This window comes from Mycobacterium sp., from assembly GCF_032162105.1.
Lineage (GTDB): Bacteria > Actinomycetota > Actinomycetes > Mycobacteriales > Mycobacteriaceae > Mycobacterium.
This window is the reverse complement of the sequence record NZ_JAVRPS010000449.1, coordinates 1-15814: the sequence shown is the minus strand read 5'-3', so window position 1 is coordinate 15814 and position 15814 is coordinate 1. Positions and strand designations below refer to the sequence as shown.

Annotated in this window: 19 protein-coding genes; 14 read left to right on the top strand and 5 right to left on the bottom strand. The window is 67.1% G+C overall.

Translation table 11 applies throughout. The features are described from left to right. Positions 1-12: 12 nt before the first annotated feature. Both QOC69_RS23100 and QOC69_RS23095 read left to right on the top strand, forming a co-directional pair. Positions 13-693 (top strand): MspA family porin, encoded by a 681-nt coding sequence (locus QOC69_RS23100; protein ID WP_526443957.1) that lies wholly within the window; start codon positions 13-15, stop codon positions 691-693. 51 nt (positions 694-744) lie between these two features. Continuing rightward, a complete protein-coding gene (locus tag QOC69_RS23095) occupies positions 745-1437 on the top strand; it encodes a hypothetical protein (RefSeq protein WP_526443955.1) in 693 nt (230 codons plus the stop codon). Between the two features lie 82 nt (positions 1438-1519). Here QOC69_RS23095 and QOC69_RS23090 read toward each other — a convergent pair whose 3' ends face one another. Further along, positions 1520-2083, bottom strand: coding sequence for a TetR/AcrR family transcriptional regulator (locus QOC69_RS23090; RefSeq protein ID WP_526443953.1), 564 nt, complete (start codon positions 2081-2083; stop codon positions 1520-1522). 95 nt (positions 2084-2178) lie between these two features. On the opposite strand from QOC69_RS23090, the gene QOC69_RS23085 reads away from it, so the two are divergent. From QOC69_RS23085 to QOC69_RS23075, 3 genes are read left to right on the top strand one after another with little or no spacing between them, the layout of a single operon-like run. Beyond that, complete coding sequence (locus QOC69_RS23085; RefSeq protein WP_526443951.1) at positions 2179-3051, top strand: SDR family oxidoreductase; 873 nt, start codon at positions 2179-2181, stop codon at positions 3049-3051. After that, a complete protein-coding gene (locus tag QOC69_RS23080; RefSeq protein ID WP_526443949.1) occupies positions 3048-3896 on the top strand; it encodes an MBL fold metallo-hydrolase in 849 nt (282 codons plus the stop codon). The genes QOC69_RS23085 and QOC69_RS23080 overlap by 4 nt, the downstream gene beginning before the upstream one ends. A 54-nt stretch (positions 3897-3950) precedes the next feature. After that, positions 3951-5390, top strand: a complete 1440-nt coding sequence (locus tag QOC69_RS23075; protein ID WP_526443947.1) for an amidase — start codon at positions 3951-3953, stop codon at positions 5388-5390. A 3-nt stretch (positions 5391-5393) separates the two neighbouring features. Here the strand turns inward: QOC69_RS23075 and QOC69_RS23070 are convergent, their stop codons facing one another. From QOC69_RS23070 to QOC69_RS23055, 4 genes are read right to left on the bottom strand one after another with little or no spacing between them, the layout of a single operon-like run. Next, positions 5394-5609 (bottom strand): CocE/NonD family hydrolase C-terminal non-catalytic domain-containing protein, encoded by a 216-nt coding sequence (locus QOC69_RS23070; RefSeq protein ID WP_526443945.1) that lies wholly within the window; start codon positions 5607-5609, stop codon positions 5394-5396. A 57-nt stretch (positions 5610-5666) separates the two neighbouring features. Beyond that, positions 5667-6044, bottom strand: coding sequence for a CocE/NonD family hydrolase (locus QOC69_RS23065; protein ID WP_526443943.1), 378 nt, complete (start codon positions 6042-6044; stop codon positions 5667-5669). Next, complete coding sequence (locus QOC69_RS23060) at positions 6041-6271, bottom strand: hypothetical protein (protein ID WP_526443941.1); 231 nt, start codon at positions 6269-6271, stop codon at positions 6041-6043. Before QOC69_RS23060 ends, QOC69_RS23065 begins: the two co-directional genes overlap by 4 nt. Next, positions 6265-6723: a M24 family metallopeptidase gene (locus tag QOC69_RS23055; protein ID WP_526443939.1), complete on the bottom strand. Its 459-nt coding sequence runs from the start codon at positions 6721-6723 to the stop codon at positions 6265-6267. Before QOC69_RS23055 ends, QOC69_RS23060 begins: the two co-directional genes overlap by 7 nt. 66 nt (positions 6724-6789) lie before the next feature. On the opposite strand from QOC69_RS23055, the gene QOC69_RS23050 reads away from it, so the two are divergent. The 9 genes from QOC69_RS23050 to QOC69_RS23010 form a co-directional block, all read left to right on the top strand. Then, positions 6790-7401, top strand: coding sequence for a TetR/AcrR family transcriptional regulator (locus QOC69_RS23050; protein WP_526443937.1), 612 nt, complete (start codon positions 6790-6792; stop codon positions 7399-7401). Next, positions 7398-7568 carry an MOSC N-terminal beta barrel domain-containing protein gene (locus tag QOC69_RS23045; RefSeq protein ID WP_526443935.1) on the top strand — a complete coding sequence of 57 codons (171 nt, stop codon included), beginning with the start codon at positions 7398-7400 and terminating at the stop codon, positions 7566-7568. Before QOC69_RS23050 ends, QOC69_RS23045 begins: the two co-directional genes overlap by 4 nt. Continuing rightward, positions 7565-8149, top strand: a complete 585-nt coding sequence (locus QOC69_RS23040; protein ID WP_526443933.1) for an MOSC domain-containing protein — start codon at positions 7565-7567, stop codon at positions 8147-8149. The genes QOC69_RS23045 and QOC69_RS23040 overlap by 4 nt, the downstream gene beginning before the upstream one ends. A 66-nt stretch (positions 8150-8215) precedes the next feature. Continuing rightward, on the top strand, positions 8216-10126 hold the full coding sequence (locus QOC69_RS23035; protein ID WP_526443931.1) for a serine/threonine-protein kinase: 1911 nt from the start codon (positions 8216-8218) through the stop codon (positions 10124-10126). Positions 10127-10229: 103 nt separating this feature from the next. After that, on the top strand, positions 10230-12206 hold the full coding sequence (locus tag QOC69_RS23030) for a serine/threonine-protein kinase (protein ID WP_526443929.1): 1977 nt from the start codon (positions 10230-10232) through the stop codon (positions 12204-12206). 185 nt (positions 12207-12391) lie between these two features. Then, complete coding sequence (locus QOC69_RS23025) at positions 12392-13372, top strand: alpha/beta hydrolase (RefSeq protein WP_526443927.1); 981 nt, start codon at positions 12392-12394, stop codon at positions 13370-13372. 257 nt (positions 13373-13629) lie between these two features. Further along, entirely contained in the window at positions 13630-14406 is a 777-nt protein-coding gene (locus QOC69_RS23020; RefSeq protein WP_526443925.1) for a CDP-alcohol phosphatidyltransferase family protein, read from the top strand. Further along, entirely contained in the window at positions 14403-15038 is a 636-nt protein-coding gene (locus QOC69_RS23015) for a lysophospholipid acyltransferase family protein (protein WP_526443923.1), read from the top strand. The genes QOC69_RS23020 and QOC69_RS23015 overlap by 4 nt, the downstream gene beginning before the upstream one ends. Before the next feature lie 37 nt (positions 15039-15075). Next, the coding region (locus QOC69_RS23010; RefSeq protein ID WP_526443921.1) for an FHA domain-containing protein at positions 15076-15814 on the top strand (739 nt) is incomplete at its 3' end.

Sequence of the window (15814 nt, the reverse complement as noted above, 5' to 3'; positions counted from 1 at the left end):
CGAGAGAACACAATGAATCGCTTCGCCGTAGTGGCAGCCGCTTGCATGGCCCTTCCCTTCGCCGCCACCTCGCCACTGGCGTTGGCAGACCCGCCGATCGATCCCGCCGGAGACCCCGGCCCTCCGCCTGACAACGGCATCGTCGCGTCCGCCGAGCCGGGCGTCGTGACGAGCCCAGACGGCTGGACGCTGACCGTCGTCGCGAGCAACGAGACCCAGCTGCCCATTGCCCCGCTGACCACCGCTGTCTCCTCGCGCGAGTACCTGGTGGGCGGCACGTTCAGCGGCACCGTCACGGGCGGCGGCAAGACGTCGCTGAGCGGTGGAACATTGGAGGCCGGGTATCAGATCGGCTGCGGAATCGAGCTCGGGCAGGTTCGTCTGATCGGCCAGGCCGGCGTCTCCGTGGGTGGTCTCAGCTTCCCGGCAACCGGCCCCGTTTTCGCCCCCGCCTTGTCGTTCCCGCTGTCCGGCACCATCGAGATCCACCCGAAGCCGGGCACGGTGTCGACGGTGACGGTCGACAAGAAGTCGTTCAAGGCCGCCCCGGTTCGCGTCACTCTGAAGGACACGCACATCAAGGTCGACGGTTGCGTCGGTCAGTCGTTCATCCGGTCGTACGCGACGCTGACGAGTTCGACGACGGACACCGACGACATCGTCGCCTACTACGGTGTTACCAAGGCCGTCTGACGTCTGTCGCAGTGCACCCGGGCACCCACACCGAAAGCGGGACAATTGGCCATGATTGACCGAAATCGCATCGCGGCCGCGGCATTCGGCTTGCTCGCTGTCGGAGCGGCGGTCGCCTTCCCGGCGACCGCCGTTGCCGACCCGCCGCCAGATCCGCTACCGCTTCCCGCGGATCCCGCGGATCCCGCACCACCCCCACCACCTCCCGGTCCGACGATTCCGATAATCGGCGCACCGGTGGGTCCGGCCGGGTTCGACGTGCTGGCCCAGAACGGGGTTCCTTCCGCAGGCCCAGGCAATCTCGGGGCTCCTCCGGTCTATGGCATAGACGGCACTAGCGTTCTGGCCCAGACCGCGGCTCCCTCGCTGCCGGGGGCTGTCGGGACACCTCCGAACCTGAACGTGTTCAACAACGCCTACGGCGCTGGGGCCCTCAACGAAGTGCCCGCCGCGCCAGGCAAGGGCGAACAGTTCGACGTCGCTCCCGGCCAGGAGAATGCCGACGTCAGCAGGAGGGAGTGGCTCGGCCGGTACATCGACCTGTACCGCGCCGGCGACCTGAAGGGCGGACTTCTCGGCCAGGTGCCGCAGGAGCAGCTCGGCGAGCCTCTGCCGGGCACCGCGCCGCCGCCGGGAACCAACGTTCCGCCTGGGCTCGTCCAGTTCCTGCCGGACCCGGCCGACACCGCTCCACCACCACCGCCGCCGGGCGTCGTTCCACCCGTACCCCCGCCGCCTGGGTAATCGGACGCTCGACCAACTGAACCTTCGCGCCCACCGGCTACGGCCGGTGGGCGCGAAAGTCTTTCTGGGCGCGTCGAACTCGCTACGCCAGCAGCGCCCGGACCGCGTCGGCGATGACGGCACGCCGGTGCGCGTGGTCCTCGTCTGCGACCAACGCCGCGTACTCCGGCGTCATCCCTGACCACAATCCGGAAATGTGCAGGACCAACCCGAGGAGATCGACCGCCGACCATCGGTCCGTCAGCGTCCCATTTGCCTGTGCCTTCTCGATGGCCTCCACCTTCGCGGCATTCGACTCGACGATGATGTCGATCGGATCCTGCGTTCCCGCGCGCTCGAGCCGGTACCACGTGGCGAGCCGCTGCACTTGCGGGCGCGCCACATAGCCGTCGAACAACCGTCCGGCGTACTCCGGTAGATCGGTGGCGTCGATCGGACTGTCGCGCAGCGTCGTCACGACGAGGTCGTGGAACACCGCTTCGAACAAGCCGTCCTTGTTGCCGAAGTAGTGATAGATCTGCGCCTTGTTCGATTCCGCCGCGACGGCGATCCGGTCGACGCGCGCACCGGCGATGCCGAACGTCGCGAATTCCTCTGCGGCGGCATCGAGCAAGCGCCTGCGGGTCGCGTCTGCGTCTCTGACCATTCGTTCACCTTAATCAACTAAACGTCTAGTTGACAACGCGCCACGCCGGGCGTTAAATGCAACTAACCGTTCAGTTGACAATTGGAGGAGATTACATGACCCAGGTATTTCTCGTCACCGGCAGCTCCCGCGGGCTCGGCAGGGAGATCGTCGAAGCGGCGTTGGCCGCCGGGCACCAGGTGGTCGCGACCGCTCGGCGGTCCGAGCAACTCGCCGACCTCGTCGACACGTACGGCGACCGGGTGCGCGCCGTCGCACTCGACGTCACCGACCCCCGCGCTGCCGAGGCCGCGGTACGCACCGCCGTGGACGCGTTCGGCCGCCTCGACGTCGTGGTGAACAACGCCGGATACGCCGATCTCGCCGCGATCGAGGACGTCACCCTCGAGGACTTCCGGGCTCAGATCGAGACGAATCTCTTCGGGGTCGTCACCGTCACCAAGGCGGCACTGCCACAGCTGCGCGAGCAGGGCTCCGGCCACATCATCCAGGTCTCGTCGGTGGGTGGGCGTCTGGCGAGCGCCGGCCTCGGCGCCTACCAGTCGGCCAAGTGGGCGGTCGGCGGCTTCTCGAGCGTCCTCAACCAAGAAGTCGCGCCGCTCGGGATCAAGGTGACCGTCCTCGAACCCGGTGGCATGCGGACGGATTGGGCTGGAAGCTCGATGGCGATCCCGACAGTCAGCGCGCCGTATGAGCCCACCGTCGGCGAACGGGCCCGGATGATCCGGGCCGGCCTCACCACCGAGGCGAGCGACCCGGCGAAGGTGGCTCGAGTGGTCCTCGACGTCGCCGCCATGGCAGAGCCACCGCTGCGACTGCTGCTCGGCAGCGACGCCTACCGCTACGGCACGGCGGCCGGTCGGGCGCTCCTCGAATCAGACCAGTCATGGCGCGAACTCAGCATCTCCACCGACCACGACGACGCCACCGAAGCCCAGCTGGACCCGCTTGGCCAGAGCGCAAAATGACCACGTCGATCACCGTCGGCGCCATCAGGATCACCGCACTCAACGACGGTGTGAGTCGCCTACCACCGATGATGTACCCGGGACTGGACTTCGGCGCCCACCCCGAGCTCCTCGAGAACGACGGGCTGTACGACATTCCGGCCGGGTGTTTCCTGATCCAGGGCGATGCCTTCACGATTCTGGTCGACGCAGGCATCGGACCGGTCGACATTCCGTTCCCCGCGGATCTCGCCGCCGCGGCCGGTCTTACTCCCCCACCGGAATACATCGCCGAGGGCGGCAGCCTGCCGGAAGAGCTGGCCTCGGCGGGCGTCGCGCCCGACGATGTCACCACCGTCTTCCTCACCCACCTCCACGGTGACCATGTCGGCTGGGTCGCCCCGGGCGGCACACCGTTCTTCCCGAACGCGGAGGTCGTGTACGGCGCGGCGGACTGGGATGCGCTTATCGCCCCGGCGTCGGCCGACGATCCGGCCCGCATCGGGATGGAGGCCGCCAAGGCTGCCGGCGTGCTGCGTGCCATCGACGCGACCACCGTCGAGATCGCTCCCGGCGTCACCGCGCTCCACACGCCAGGGCACACCCCGGGTCACTATGCAGTCCGGGTCGCCTCCGGCGGTGAGGAGGTAGACCTCCTCGGCGACGCCGTGCACCATGCGTTGCAGCTGACCGACACCGGCATCTCGTTCCTGACGGACGTCGACGCCGAGCACGCGCTGCAGACCCGTGAGGAACTGTTCGCACAGGTCGCCGGAACCGGCGTCGCCATCGGCATGGCCCACCGCCCAGGCCTGGATTTCCAGCGGATCACCGAGCACGACGGCCGCACGTGGACCGACGCCTGACGGGATCACATGCTTGCGTTTCACGCTCCTGGCGGGTCTGTTAGACAGGCTGGCATGAGCACACTTGCCGATCAGACCCGTTGGATGGATGCGACCGATCAGGCGGCCCTTGTCGCGTCGGGTGAGGTGTCACCCGGTGAACTGCTCGAGGCGGCGATCGAACGCATCGAACGCATCGACCCGGCCATCAACGCGGTGGTGATCCGCTGGTTCGATCACGCGCGTGAGACCGCCGCGAGTGCCGACCTTCCCAACGGCCCGTTCCGCGGGGTGCCGTTCCTGATCAAGGACCTGTTCGCCTCGTACGCGGGGCAGCGGATCAGCAACGGCAACGTCGCATTCAAGGAAGCAGGGTTCATCGCCGACGCCGACACGACCCTCGTCAGCCGCCACCGTGCGGCCGGGCTGGTGATCGCCGGGCGCACCAACAGTCCCGAGCTCGGCAGCGTGCCGACCACCGAGCCGATCGCGTGGGGCGCGACCCACAACCCGTGGGACACGACGCGCTCCCCCGGTGGATCGAGCGGCGGTGCGGCCGCCGCGGTCGCGTCGGGGATGGTGCCGTTCGCCCACGCCAGTGACGGCGGCGGATCGATTCGCATCCCCGCGTCGTGCTGCGGCCTGGTCGGGCTCAAGCCGAGCCAGGGGCGCATCACCGTCGGCCCGGTCCGCGACGAAACCGGGCTCGGGGTTGAGCACTGCGTCAGCCGCACGGTTCGCGATTCGGCCGCATTGCTCGACGCGACGCGTGGGCCCGGCATCGGCGACACCGTGATCGCGCCGCCGCCCACACGCCCGTACGTCGACGAGCTCGGCGCTGACCCGGGCCGGCTGCGCATCGGCATCCTCGATCACCATCCACAGGACGGACCGATCGACGTCGAAGTCGTGGATGCGACGCGTGCCGTCGGCCGGCTTCTCGAGTCGTTGGGCCACCACGTCGAGCCGGCTTGGCCGACGGCGTTGGAGGACAAGACCTTCAGCGCGAAGTTCATGGCGCTATGGAGCACCAACATGGGGCTGGCATTGCGCCGCTTCGAGGATCAGTTGGGCCGCACGTTGGTGGATCGCGAGTTCGAGCCGATGAACCGGATCCAGGCCGACTTCGCTGCCAACTTCACCTCCGTCGACTACGCGCTCGCCCTGTCGGAGGTCACCCAGTACCGACGAACGCTGCAGTCGTGGTGGCACGACGGCTGGGACCTCCTCCTCACGCCGACCATCGCCGAGCTGCCGCTCAAGCTCGGCACCATCGTCAACGACCCGGACAACCCGAAGTCGGCGATGGCGCGTGCCGGCCAGTTCGTGGCGTTCACTCCCCCGTTCAACACCAGCGGCCAGCCGGCCATCAGCCTGCCGCTGGAGTGGACTGCCGGGGGCTTGCCGATCGGCGTGCAGCTCGTCGCCGCCTACGGTCGCGAAGACGTCCTGTTTCGCGTCGCCAGCCAGCTCGAGCAGGCAAATCCCTGGGCGCACCGCACACCCGCGATTTGACCGTCAGCCCCTTTCTCCATCGACCGGCGTTGCGGCGAGCGTCAGACTCGAACCGGCCAGGATCTCGAAATCCACCGGCACGAAGGTGGTCGCCTCGCCAAGGGGTTCACCGCTGCCGGTGTTGCGCGCGAAGTGCGGGAACGAGCCGCCGCACACCTGCACGCGCAACCGATGCCCCGGCCCGAATCGGTAAGCGGTGGGCCACATCCGGACGAGCACCTCGCGAACGTCGTCCTCATCGGGAGCGGACTTTGATCGTGGCGGAGACCGGTCCGATCACCTCGAAGGGCGCCCGTCCTTCTCTTCGTTGACGAACGGCTCCCACCTCCCGCCCGATCCGCCGTGCGTGCCGCGGACGGATTGGATGAACACGTTGAATCCGCGCTCGGCGAACGGGACTCCGGTGGCGCGGCTGAGCATCCCGACCCGGCCGTAGGGGGTGCGGGATATGACCGTCCCGATCACCGGAATGCCGACCGGCTGGTACAAGTCGGCAACGAGTTCCACGCCGTCGGGCATCGGTACACGGATGTTCTTGGTTACGTTGACCTTCCGAGTCAGCGGTGGTGCGAGTTTCAGGACGCGTTCGAAGATGGCGCCCTGCAGTGGGTTGCCGATCGTGTTCGCCAGGTAGGTCATGCGACTCCTCGTCATCGGCTGATGGTGATGCGCTTCTGGCTGATGTCGTCGAGCCAGTACGCCCTGTCCTCGTCGACGACCAGCAGTTCCTCGAACTTGGCCCCGAAACCGTCAGCGCGCACGTGCGGCTCGACCGCCCAGATTCCCGTCTTGGGACCACGGTGCTTCGGTCCGAGCACCTCGGGGAAGACGAGGCGCCGGAGCTGGTTGCCGAGGAAGCCTAGGCCGTGCCAGCTCAACACGTCGCCGACCGCCTTCTCGGGCAGGAACCACGGGACCCGATCGTTGATCCGGCCGTGGTGGTAGACGCGTACCCATCCACGATCGGGGCGCAGTCCAGGATGACGACATCGTCGTCCCGCAACACCGCACCTGTCCCCTTGGTGACCGGCCCCCACTGACCGTCCAGTGCTTGCGATCGCTCGTGGAATACGGCAATCGGCTTGTGCAACATCGTCTTTACGTCGTGGTCGTACAGCCACTCGATCATCCACTGGCCCGCTTGCGCCTCGGTCCATCCTGGTCTCATCTCGGCTACGACGGACTGGGCACATCGAAACCCCAGCTGTTGCGCATGCCGAAAACCCTCGACCTCTTCGGGTTTCAGCAGATTCGCCGAAGCCGTCCGGCGTCCCGACAGCCAGGTCGTGATGGGATCCGCGTCTTTGGGCAGCTTCTCGGTTGTTCGAGGCACGAAACGATCTCCCCGGTGGATTCCTAAGTTCGGACATTTGTCCAGAGTTTGCGCTAGTATCTTGATGTGTCGATACGTCCATCCACCCACCGCGCCGCCGGTGAGGCGCGACGCAACGCGCTCCTGGAAGCTGCAGTGGAGGTGATCGCGACGAGAGGCGTGCGCGGCGCTACGCATAGAGCCATCGCCGAAAAGGCGAAGGTCCCGTTATCGACGACCAGCTACTTCTTCGGGTCGATCGATGAACTCATCGCCGAGGCGATGCGAATGTCCGCGACACGGCTGATCGCGTCACTCGAGCAGGCCCGGTCCGAGATCGCCGCCGCGGGTTTGAGTCCCGCAGAGATGATCGACCGGTACGTGGACCTGCTGATCGACGTGCCCGCGACGTTTCGTGCCGCGGAGTTCGAGATCTATGTGCAGTGCGGGCACATGCCCGAGCTGCAAGCGATCGCCCACGACTTGATGGCGGGCTTCGAGCAAGCAGCCCAAGCGCTGCTACGTGACGTGGGCGCGCCAGACCCCGACATCGGTGCCCGCTCGCTCGTCGCACTCGCTGACGGCTTTGCCCTGCAACGGTTTGCATGGCCTCGCGGCGACGATGACCGCCGCCAGCTTGCCGCCGGTCTTCGTGCGCTCCTCACGGTGTTCGTGCCCGCTGCCGTGACCGCCGAATGATGACGGTCGAGGCGCTGTGGCGGTTCCCGGTCAAGTCCATGGCCGGTGAGATGGTCGCCGCCGCCGAGGTCACCGAACTGGGAATTGTCGGTGACCATGGTTATGCGCTGATCGACAAGGAGACCGGCAAGCTCGTTAGCGCGAAGAATCCGATGCCGACACCGTGATCTCGGCGTACTTCGACCGAGATGTCGCGTTGAGCCGTCCGCGGAATACCGACTATGCGATCGAGGAGTACGTACCGGATCTGGCGAATGTGCGCCCCGACGGCCATCGCGACGACCTGACCCAGATCAAGACCGGTGCCGCGTTGTTCAGAGACCACGGTCTGTCCCCCTTGGTCGCCGACGGGACGTTCTTCGACCTGATGCCAGTGTCCATCCTGACCACGGCGACGCTCACTCATCTGGCTGAACTGGCGCCGGGCAGCCGATTCGATCAGCGGCGCTTCCGGATGAATGTGATCGTCGCGACTCCCGAGTCAGGATTCGTCGAAAACGACTGGGTCGGAAAATCGGTCACCGTCGGCGACCAGGTGCAGTTGCACGCCGCCCTGCCATGTCCGCCTTGCGTGATGACGAACCTTGCCCAGGACGATCTGCCGCGCGACGCCAACATCCTGAAGGCGGCCGCCACCCACAACCGTCGCGACATCGCCGGGCAAGGGCTGTATCCGTGCGTTGGGGTGTATGCGGTCGTCGGTTCTCCTGGGACGATCCGCGTCGGCGACGAGGTGACCGTCGGATGACTCCTCGGCGTAGCCGTTGCCCAGTTTTCCCACGGGCGCAACGGCTGGCTGGTTTATCGTGAGTCGGTGGAGGGGACGCCATTTGGCCGCTACCGGCTGATCGAGTTGCTGGGCCGCGGCGGGATGGGCGAGGTGTGGCGCGCCCACGACACCTCCATCGACCGGACCGTCGCGCTGAAGATGCTCTTACCGCACTTCGCTCAAGACCCGGAGTTCGACCAGCGGTTCCGCCGCGAAGCCCGCGCCGCCGCACGCCTGGACAATCCCCACGTGGTGCCGATCTACGACGTCGGAGAGATCGACGGTCAGCTCTACGTGACGATGCGGCTGATCAACGGCGTGGACTTGCAAACCTTGTTGGACGCCGGGCCGTTGGACCTCGGACGCGCGGTGCACATCATCGAGCAGATCGCCTCCGCACTGCACAGCGCCCATCAGATCGGCCTGGTGCACCGCGACGTCAAACCGTCCAACATCCTCCTGACCAACAACGACTTCGCCTACCTCATCGACTTCGGCATCGCCCGCGCCACCGGTGACACCGCGCTGACGTCCGCCAACACCACCATCGGCACCTGGGCCTACATGGCCCCAGAACGCTTCAATGCCGGGGAGATTCAGCCCAGCTCGGATGTCTACGCCTTAGCGTGTGTGCTCTACCAATGCCTCACCGGCGAACTGCCCTTCCCCGGCGACACCCTCGAGCAGGTCGCGGTCAGCCACATGGTCATGCCCCCTCCCAAACCCTCGGAGGACCGCGCAACCGTCCCGACGGCGATGGATCATGTGATCGCCACCGGGTTGGCCAAACAACCCACCGACCGCTACCCGAGCACCGTGCAGATGGCCGCCGCGGCGCGACACGCCATCACCGAGCCGATGGGTCAGAGCAGTCCAGGGCTGCCGGCCTCGCCCGACCCGGCCTTTGCCCAAGCGTGGCAAGCCAACAGCGGATCACCGCCTGCGTCCCCCTCCTTCACCGCGGACCCGCCGCCGCCCGACGAGAACCGGCGACGCACCGGTGCGCTGGTCGCGGCCCTCGCGGTCGTCGCGGTGCTGATCGCCGGTGGCGTCTTCGCGGCCGTGAAGTACTCAGAGAAGCGCGATCAGGCCCCCACCGCGTCGCCGAGTCCAAACCCCGTGGCGCCCAGTACGACGCCCAACACGGGTCCGTTCACCGGAATCTACCGGGCCAACTACGGCCCGATCACCCACCTCAACGACGAGCCAGGTCCGGATACGGCACGGCCAACGGACTCGTACGCCGTCCGCTCGGCGTGCCGCCCAACGGGGTGCGTGGCCACCGCGTCACGCCTCAGCGGTACAACCGCGTTCGCGTCGCCGATGGTGTTCGACGAAATCGGCGACCAGTGGTTCGTGGTCGGCTTTACCTCAGTGCCCTGCAAGACCGACCCCACCGCCGAATCCTGGGAGGTGCTCACGTTGCGGCCAACTCCCGGCGGCACCCTCACCGGTGAGTACACCACGACTACCAGCAATGACTGCGTCGGCAAACGCACCGTCACCTTCACCCGCACCGGAGACGTGGACGTCGACAGCCCCCCCGACCCGGTCACCCTGCCGCCACGGGTGGTGTCGCCTGCCGAAGCGTTCCACGGCCGGTACCACCAGTCGCGTACCTTCTCGACGGTGGGCCAACGACCTCAGACGGACTACCAAGTCCGTACCGACTGTCTACGCACCGGCGATCGGTGCATGAGCTTCTTGCATGGGCAAGCAGGTGAGGTGGAACCGCTGGTCTTCGTCGACGCCAACTGGAGCCTGCTCACCGAGACCGACAGTACGAACTGTCCTCGGGGCGGCCAGATGCACGTCAGGAAGTCCGGACAGTTTCCGCTGCCGCAACCACTGCAGAATCCGATCACGCTACTCACCGGGCACGGCCGCCAGGATCAGACTGGAGCATGCGCGGGCAGCGCTGTATTCGACGAAACCATCACGCGCACAGGCGATTAGCGACCAAGGGCGTTCCAGGTCGTCCGCGTCGGTCCTCACGACCGGACCACGTATCGCACCGATCACGCCCACGGACACTGCGATTGGTCGTTATCGTGAGTCGGTGGAGGGGACGTCATTCGGCCGCTACCAGCTGATCGAGTTGCTGGGTCGTGGCGGCATGGGCGAGGTGTGGCGGGCTCACGACACCGCGATCGACCGGGTGGTGGCCTTGAAGACGCTGCTACCGCACTTCGCCCAGGATCCGGAGTTCGATAGGCGCTTTCGCCGCGAAGCACGTGCAGCGGCACGTCTCGACGATCCCCACATCGTGCCGATCTACGACATCGGGGAGATCGACGGGCGCCTCTACGTGACGATGCGACTGATCAAGGGCCAAGACCTCCAAACCCTGCTCGCTGACGGCCCGCTGCCGCCCGCACGCGCGGTGCACATCATCGAGCAGATCGCCTCCGCCCTGCACAGCGCCCACCAGGTCGGCCTGGTGCACCGCGACGTCAAACCGACCAACATCCTGCTGGCCGACGGCGACTTCGCATACCTCATCGACTTCGGCATCGCCCGCGCCACCGGTGACACCGCGCTGACGTCCGCGAACACCACCATCGGTACGTGGGCGTACATGGCGCCCGAGCGGTTCAAGTCGGGGGAGATTCATCCGAGCTCCGACATCTACGCCTTGGCGTGTGTGCTCTTTCAATGCCTGACCGGCAAGGTGCCGTTCCCGGGCGACACCCTCGAGCAGGTCGCGGTGGGCCACATGGTCGCGCCGCCGCCGAGACCGTCGCAGGACCGCGACACGGTTCCGATGGCGATGGATGAGGTGATCGCCACCGGCCTGGCCAAACAACCCACCGACCGCCACGCCAGCACCGTCGATCTCGCCGTCGCGGCGCAACGGGCCATCGCTGCGCCGGCGAATCCGATTCCACCCGCGCTCCCGAACCAGCTCGGTCCTGGAGCACCGTTCTCGCCCGATCCCGCCCACACCCAGCCATGGCAATCCAGCAGCGACGCACCGACCGCACCCGCGCACGTCGGTGCACTCCCGCTGCCGCCTTCGCCACCGGGACCTCCGGTGGGGAATGGGTCGGGGCGGCGTCGGAGCGTCCTGATCGGCGCGGTCGTGGGTGTCGCGCTGCTGATCGCTGGTGGGGTCTTCGCCGCCGGGCAGCTCTCGCGGCACGACGATCCGAGCGCGACGGATCGGTCGTCCAATACCGCTGTGGCGTCGCCCAGTACCGCTGCCCCGGCACCCAACACGGGTCCCTTCACCGGGATCTATCGGGCCGAGTTCGGTCCGGCGACGGGGCTCGACGGCGCGACCACTCCCGGCACGGCACCCTCGATCGGCACGTACGCCGTCCGCTCGGTGTGCAACTCCGCTGGGTGTGTGGCGACTGCGTCGAAGATGAAGGGGGACACGGCATTCGCGTCGACGATGGTGTTCGGCGAAGTCGGCGACCAGTGGTTGTCGGTAGAAGTCGCACCGGGGCAATGCAAGGGTGGTCCCGCCGAGACCTGGCAGGTGTTCAGGCTGCAACCACGTCCCGACGGCACCCTCACCGGCGAACACACCAGGACCACCAGCAATCTATGCGCGGAAAAGCGGACCGTGACCTTCACCCACACAGGAGATGTCGACGTCGACGCCGATTTCTACACCCCGTCCGACGCTGCCGACCTACCGCCGCGAGTGGTGTCGCCGGCCGAAGCGCTACGTGGCCGGTACCACCTCACCCGGACCTTCACGATGAAGGGGCTCCCGCTACTGGAGGCAGATTCATCCGTCACTACCGACTGTCTGCGCACCGGGGATCGGTGCATGAGCTACTTCTCCGTCGTATCCGGTGACATCCCACTGGTGTTCGACGGCGGGAAATGGATCTCGACCGATCGAACAGAAGGTCCATGCCCGAACGGTGACCTGTCGACTCTGACGGCCGACGCGCAGTTTCCGCTGCCGCAACCACCGCAGGATCCGATCCAGCAGCTGAGCGGACACGGTACGTGGGTACAGACCGGGACCTGCGCGGTGAACCTGGAGTACGACGAAACATTCACGCGCACAGGCGATTAGCGCCGGATGCTTCGCGGTGTTGGTCGAACGCGGCCAGAAAGAATACGCCAACCGTGACCGTGGTGTGGGTGGAAATCTTGATTCCGTCCGCGCTAGCCGCACGTGGGCGCCTTTACAGAAAGACACGTACGGCCTTGCGAGCCAAGAAGGTTGCCGAGATGTGACCTGGACCGCATAATCAGCCGGTGACCCGACTGGTGCGTCGTCTCCGCGTCCTTGCCGTTGCGTTGATTGCGGTGGTTCCATTGCTCGCGATTCCGGTCGCTGCCGCCGACCCACCGGGCGGCGCAAGCATCACCGGCATCGAACACGTCAACGACCGTTGGGACAAGGTCTCGGTGTTCTCGCCGTCGATGAACAAGGTCGTCGTCAACGACGTCTTCAAGGCCCCCAGGTCGGGTGCGCCCACGTTCTATCTGCTGCCCGGCATCGACGGCGGCGACAACCTCGACCCGGGTGGGAACTTCGCGCCGGGCACCAAGAGCTGGTTTGGGTTCACCGACCTGCAGGGCTTCTTCGGCAACAAGAACGTCAACGTCGTCTCGCCCCTCGGTGGCCAGTTCAGCTGGTTCACCAACTGGGTCAACGACGCGAGCAGGCAGTACCAGACCTACATGACGCAAGAATTGCCGCCGCTGATCAATGCGCAGTACAAGACCAATGGCAGGAACGCGGTCGGCGGCTTGTCGAGCACGGGCGGCACCGCCGTCGATTACGCCATTCAGGCGCCGGGGCTCTATCGGGCCGTCGGCTCCTACAGCGGTTTCCTGACCCCGAACTCTGGCGCCCAGAACGTATCGCTGACGCTCAGCGGTGGCGGCGCAAACGCCGCCGACATGTGGGGTCCGCCAGGCGGCCCGTTGTGGGTGCAACACGACCCGTCGTTGAACGTCGCGAGGCTCAAGGGGGTCGCCGTCTGGGTCGGTGCCTCCGGCGGCGGCCAGGGCGACGTCGACAAGCTGCCCCCCGGCGCCAACAACTTCACCGGCGGCTTCATCGAGGGGATCGTCGCCGACAGCACCAGGCAGTTCGCCGATGCCGCAGCGGCTGCCGGAGTGCCGGTCACCTACGTCGTGCGGCCCCAGGGCTCCCACTCGTGGGGCCTCTTCGAGTCGGAGATGCAGGAATCCTGGAACACGACGATCGGACCTGCGCTCGGCGTATAGCCGCCATCGTCATCGGCCCCGGGAGGCCGCTACGACGTCGGTGAACCCGACGACCTCGGCACCACCACTCGAACCGGCGTGCTAGCCGCTGTGAGCTGTGGCAACAGCGCGCCGCGTCGATGGCATCACGCCGCCGAATCATGGGGATTCAGGCCGGTCCATCCGGCCGACGAGCTCCCCCAAGAATCCGCCAAGCGCTCCGCTGCAATCTTTTCGTGACCGGCCACCAAGGGCCTACAGCACGAAAGGAGCCAATCATGAACAACACCGTCGCGACTCTCGAGTCTTCCCTCCCGACAACCCCCATGCGCGCGCAGATGAATGGCCTCTACGCGCTGAAGCCGTGGTTCACCGGCCGACTGACGCCGATCGTCAACGTCGCCGTGACACGGAACGTGTCACCGGACGTGTTCACCGCGGCCGGGGTCGTGGCGGCCGGAGCGGCCGGAGCGGCCATCGCCTTCGGGATCTGGCCGCTGGCGGTGCTGTTCCTCGTGCTGCGGCTGGCAGGCGCCAACCTCGACGGCGCAGTCGCCCGCGCCCGCGGTGTGAGTAGGCCGTGGGGCTTCGTCCTCAACGAAATCGGCGACCGCATCTCGGACATGCTGACCTTCGCCGGGCTGGCCGTATTCGCGGCTCGGCTGCATGGCCCCGGGACGCATTGGCTGTCCTGGCCGGTGCTCCAGGTTCTGCTGGCCGCGCTGGCCGCGACGCTGCCCACGTTCGCCTCGCTGGCCGCCGCGGCCGCAGGCGCGACGCGACGCAATGGCGGCCCACTGGGCAAGACCGAACGGTGCCTCTTCATCGCGCTGGCGACGGCATTCCCGGTCATCATGCCGATCGTCCTGACGCAGCTGGTGAACGGTTCGCTGATCACCACCGTGCTACGGCTGCGCGCCGCGCGTCGCGAGTTGGCGGCGCACAAACACGACACGCAGCGCGAGCCGCAGCGAGTCGTCGTGGTCGAGTACTTCGACGCCGTGACACAACCCCTGAATGCCGTGACCCGGCCGATGATCGGGGTGGCAGCATGACCACGACCCGAATCGCGAGTGTGCTGCGGCATCGGCTGTGGCGGGTGGTGTGCGCAGTCTCTGGTGGGCTGACCGTGACCGGCCGGTGGCGCGTCTCGGGTGGCTGCATCGTCGTGGCCAACCATGCCTCGCATGCCGACACCGCGGCGCTGCTGGCGGCGCTCCCACCCTCGGCGCAGCCGGTGTTCGGCGCGGCGGCCGACTACTGGTTCGACGTTCCAGTGCGCCGTTTCGTGGCCACCTCGCTGGCCGGCATCCTGCCGGTGCGGCGGTCGGGCGACGGCGGCTACGCTGCACTGCTCGCCGCGGTCCGCCCGGCGCTGAAGGCCGGCCGCACCGTGGTCGTCTACCCGGAGGGGACCCGCTCGACGAACGGAACCATCGGCGAATTCCGTTCCGGCGCCTTGCGGTTGGCGCGTGACTGCGGGGTGCCGATCGTTCCCGTCGCAGTCCTCGGTACCGCCGATGTGCTGCCAAAGGACGGTCGCTACTCCCCCGCCCCGATGCAGGTCCACATCGGCGATCCCGTCGACCCGGCCAGCACCTCGGCACCGCAGCTGCGGGCGCAGGTAATGGCCTTGCGGGACAACCGCCTTCCGGAGAGCGTGGACCGATATGCACTCGTTTCTTGAGCACGATCTGGTGTCACCAACCGATATGGTTGTCGAGATGAGCCGGCCGCTGCCGCCCACGATCACCGTTGGCTCCGGTGGATGGCAGCGCACGTTCGCGCCGGGCCGCGACGTGGTCATCGGGCGCGATGTCCGTGCCGACGTGCGCATCCCGCACCCTGGGGTCTCCCGATCCCACGTCGTGCTGCGCTACCTCGACGGGCACTGGGTCGCGATCGACAACCAAAGCTTCAACGGGATGTTCGTCGGACACCAGCGGGTGCGTTCGGTGGACATTCGCGACGGGGTGAACATCCACATCGGCAACCCCGACGGTCCGCGGCTGACGTTCGAACTCGGACCTGTCCCGCGGCCGGACGATCAGCCGACGTCGCTGCTGCAACGGCAGGACGAACCCGAAACCCGCGTGTTGACGCGCATCGGCCGCGCGTTCGACAACGACGTCGTCATTCCAGACGTCCTGGCCTCCGGCCACCACGCAACGTTGGTGCCGACGCCGCAGGGCGTGCGGATACAGGACGCCGCCAGCGCCAATGGCACCTTCGTCAACGGCGAACCCGTCAAGGACGCGGTGCTTGAGGAGGACGACGTCGTCACGATCGGCAACGTCGACTTCGTCTATGCAGGAGGCGATCTCGTCCGCCGCGCCGAACCCGCCACCAAGACCGGTGGCCTCGAGGTACGCGGCGTCAGCCTGACGGTCGAGGGCGCCGTCACGCTACTGGACCGCGTTTCGCTCTCCGCGCGGCCTGGCACGCTGACGGCGGTGATCGGCC

What these genes read in the sequence shown, in the direction of transcription:
- QOC69_RS23100 (WP_526443957.1), top strand. Translation starts at nt 13, where the DNA reads ATGAATCGCTTCGCCGTAGTGGCAGCCGCTTGCATGGCCCTTCCCTTC.
- QOC69_RS23095 (WP_526443955.1), top strand. Translation starts at nt 745, where the DNA reads ATGATTGACCGAAATCGCATCGCGGCCGCGGCATTCGGCTTGCTCGCT.
- QOC69_RS23090 (WP_526443953.1), bottom strand. Translation starts at nt 2,083, where the DNA reads ATGGTCAGAGACGCAGACGCGACCCGCAGGCGCTTGCTCGATGCCGCC.
- QOC69_RS23085 (WP_526443951.1), top strand. Translation starts at nt 2,179, where the DNA reads ATGACCCAGGTATTTCTCGTCACCGGCAGCTCCCGCGGGCTCGGCAGG.
- QOC69_RS23080 (WP_526443949.1), top strand. Translation starts at nt 3,048, where the DNA reads ATGACCACGTCGATCACCGTCGGCGCCATCAGGATCACCGCACTCAAC.
- QOC69_RS23075 (WP_526443947.1), top strand. Translation starts at nt 3,951, where the DNA reads ATGAGCACACTTGCCGATCAGACCCGTTGGATGGATGCGACCGATCAG.
- QOC69_RS23065 (WP_526443943.1), bottom strand. Translation starts at nt 6,044, where the DNA reads ATGACGAGGAGTCGCATGACCTACCTGGCGAACACGATCGGCAACCCA.
- QOC69_RS23045 (WP_526443935.1), top strand. Translation starts at nt 7,398, where the DNA reads ATGATGACGGTCGAGGCGCTGTGGCGGTTCCCGGTCAAGTCCATGGCC.
- QOC69_RS23020 (WP_526443925.1), top strand. Translation starts at nt 13,630, where the DNA reads ATGAACAACACCGTCGCGACTCTCGAGTCTTCCCTCCCGACAACCCCC.
- QOC69_RS23015 (WP_526443923.1), top strand. Translation starts at nt 14,403, where the DNA reads ATGACCACGACCCGAATCGCGAGTGTGCTGCGGCATCGGCTGTGGCGG.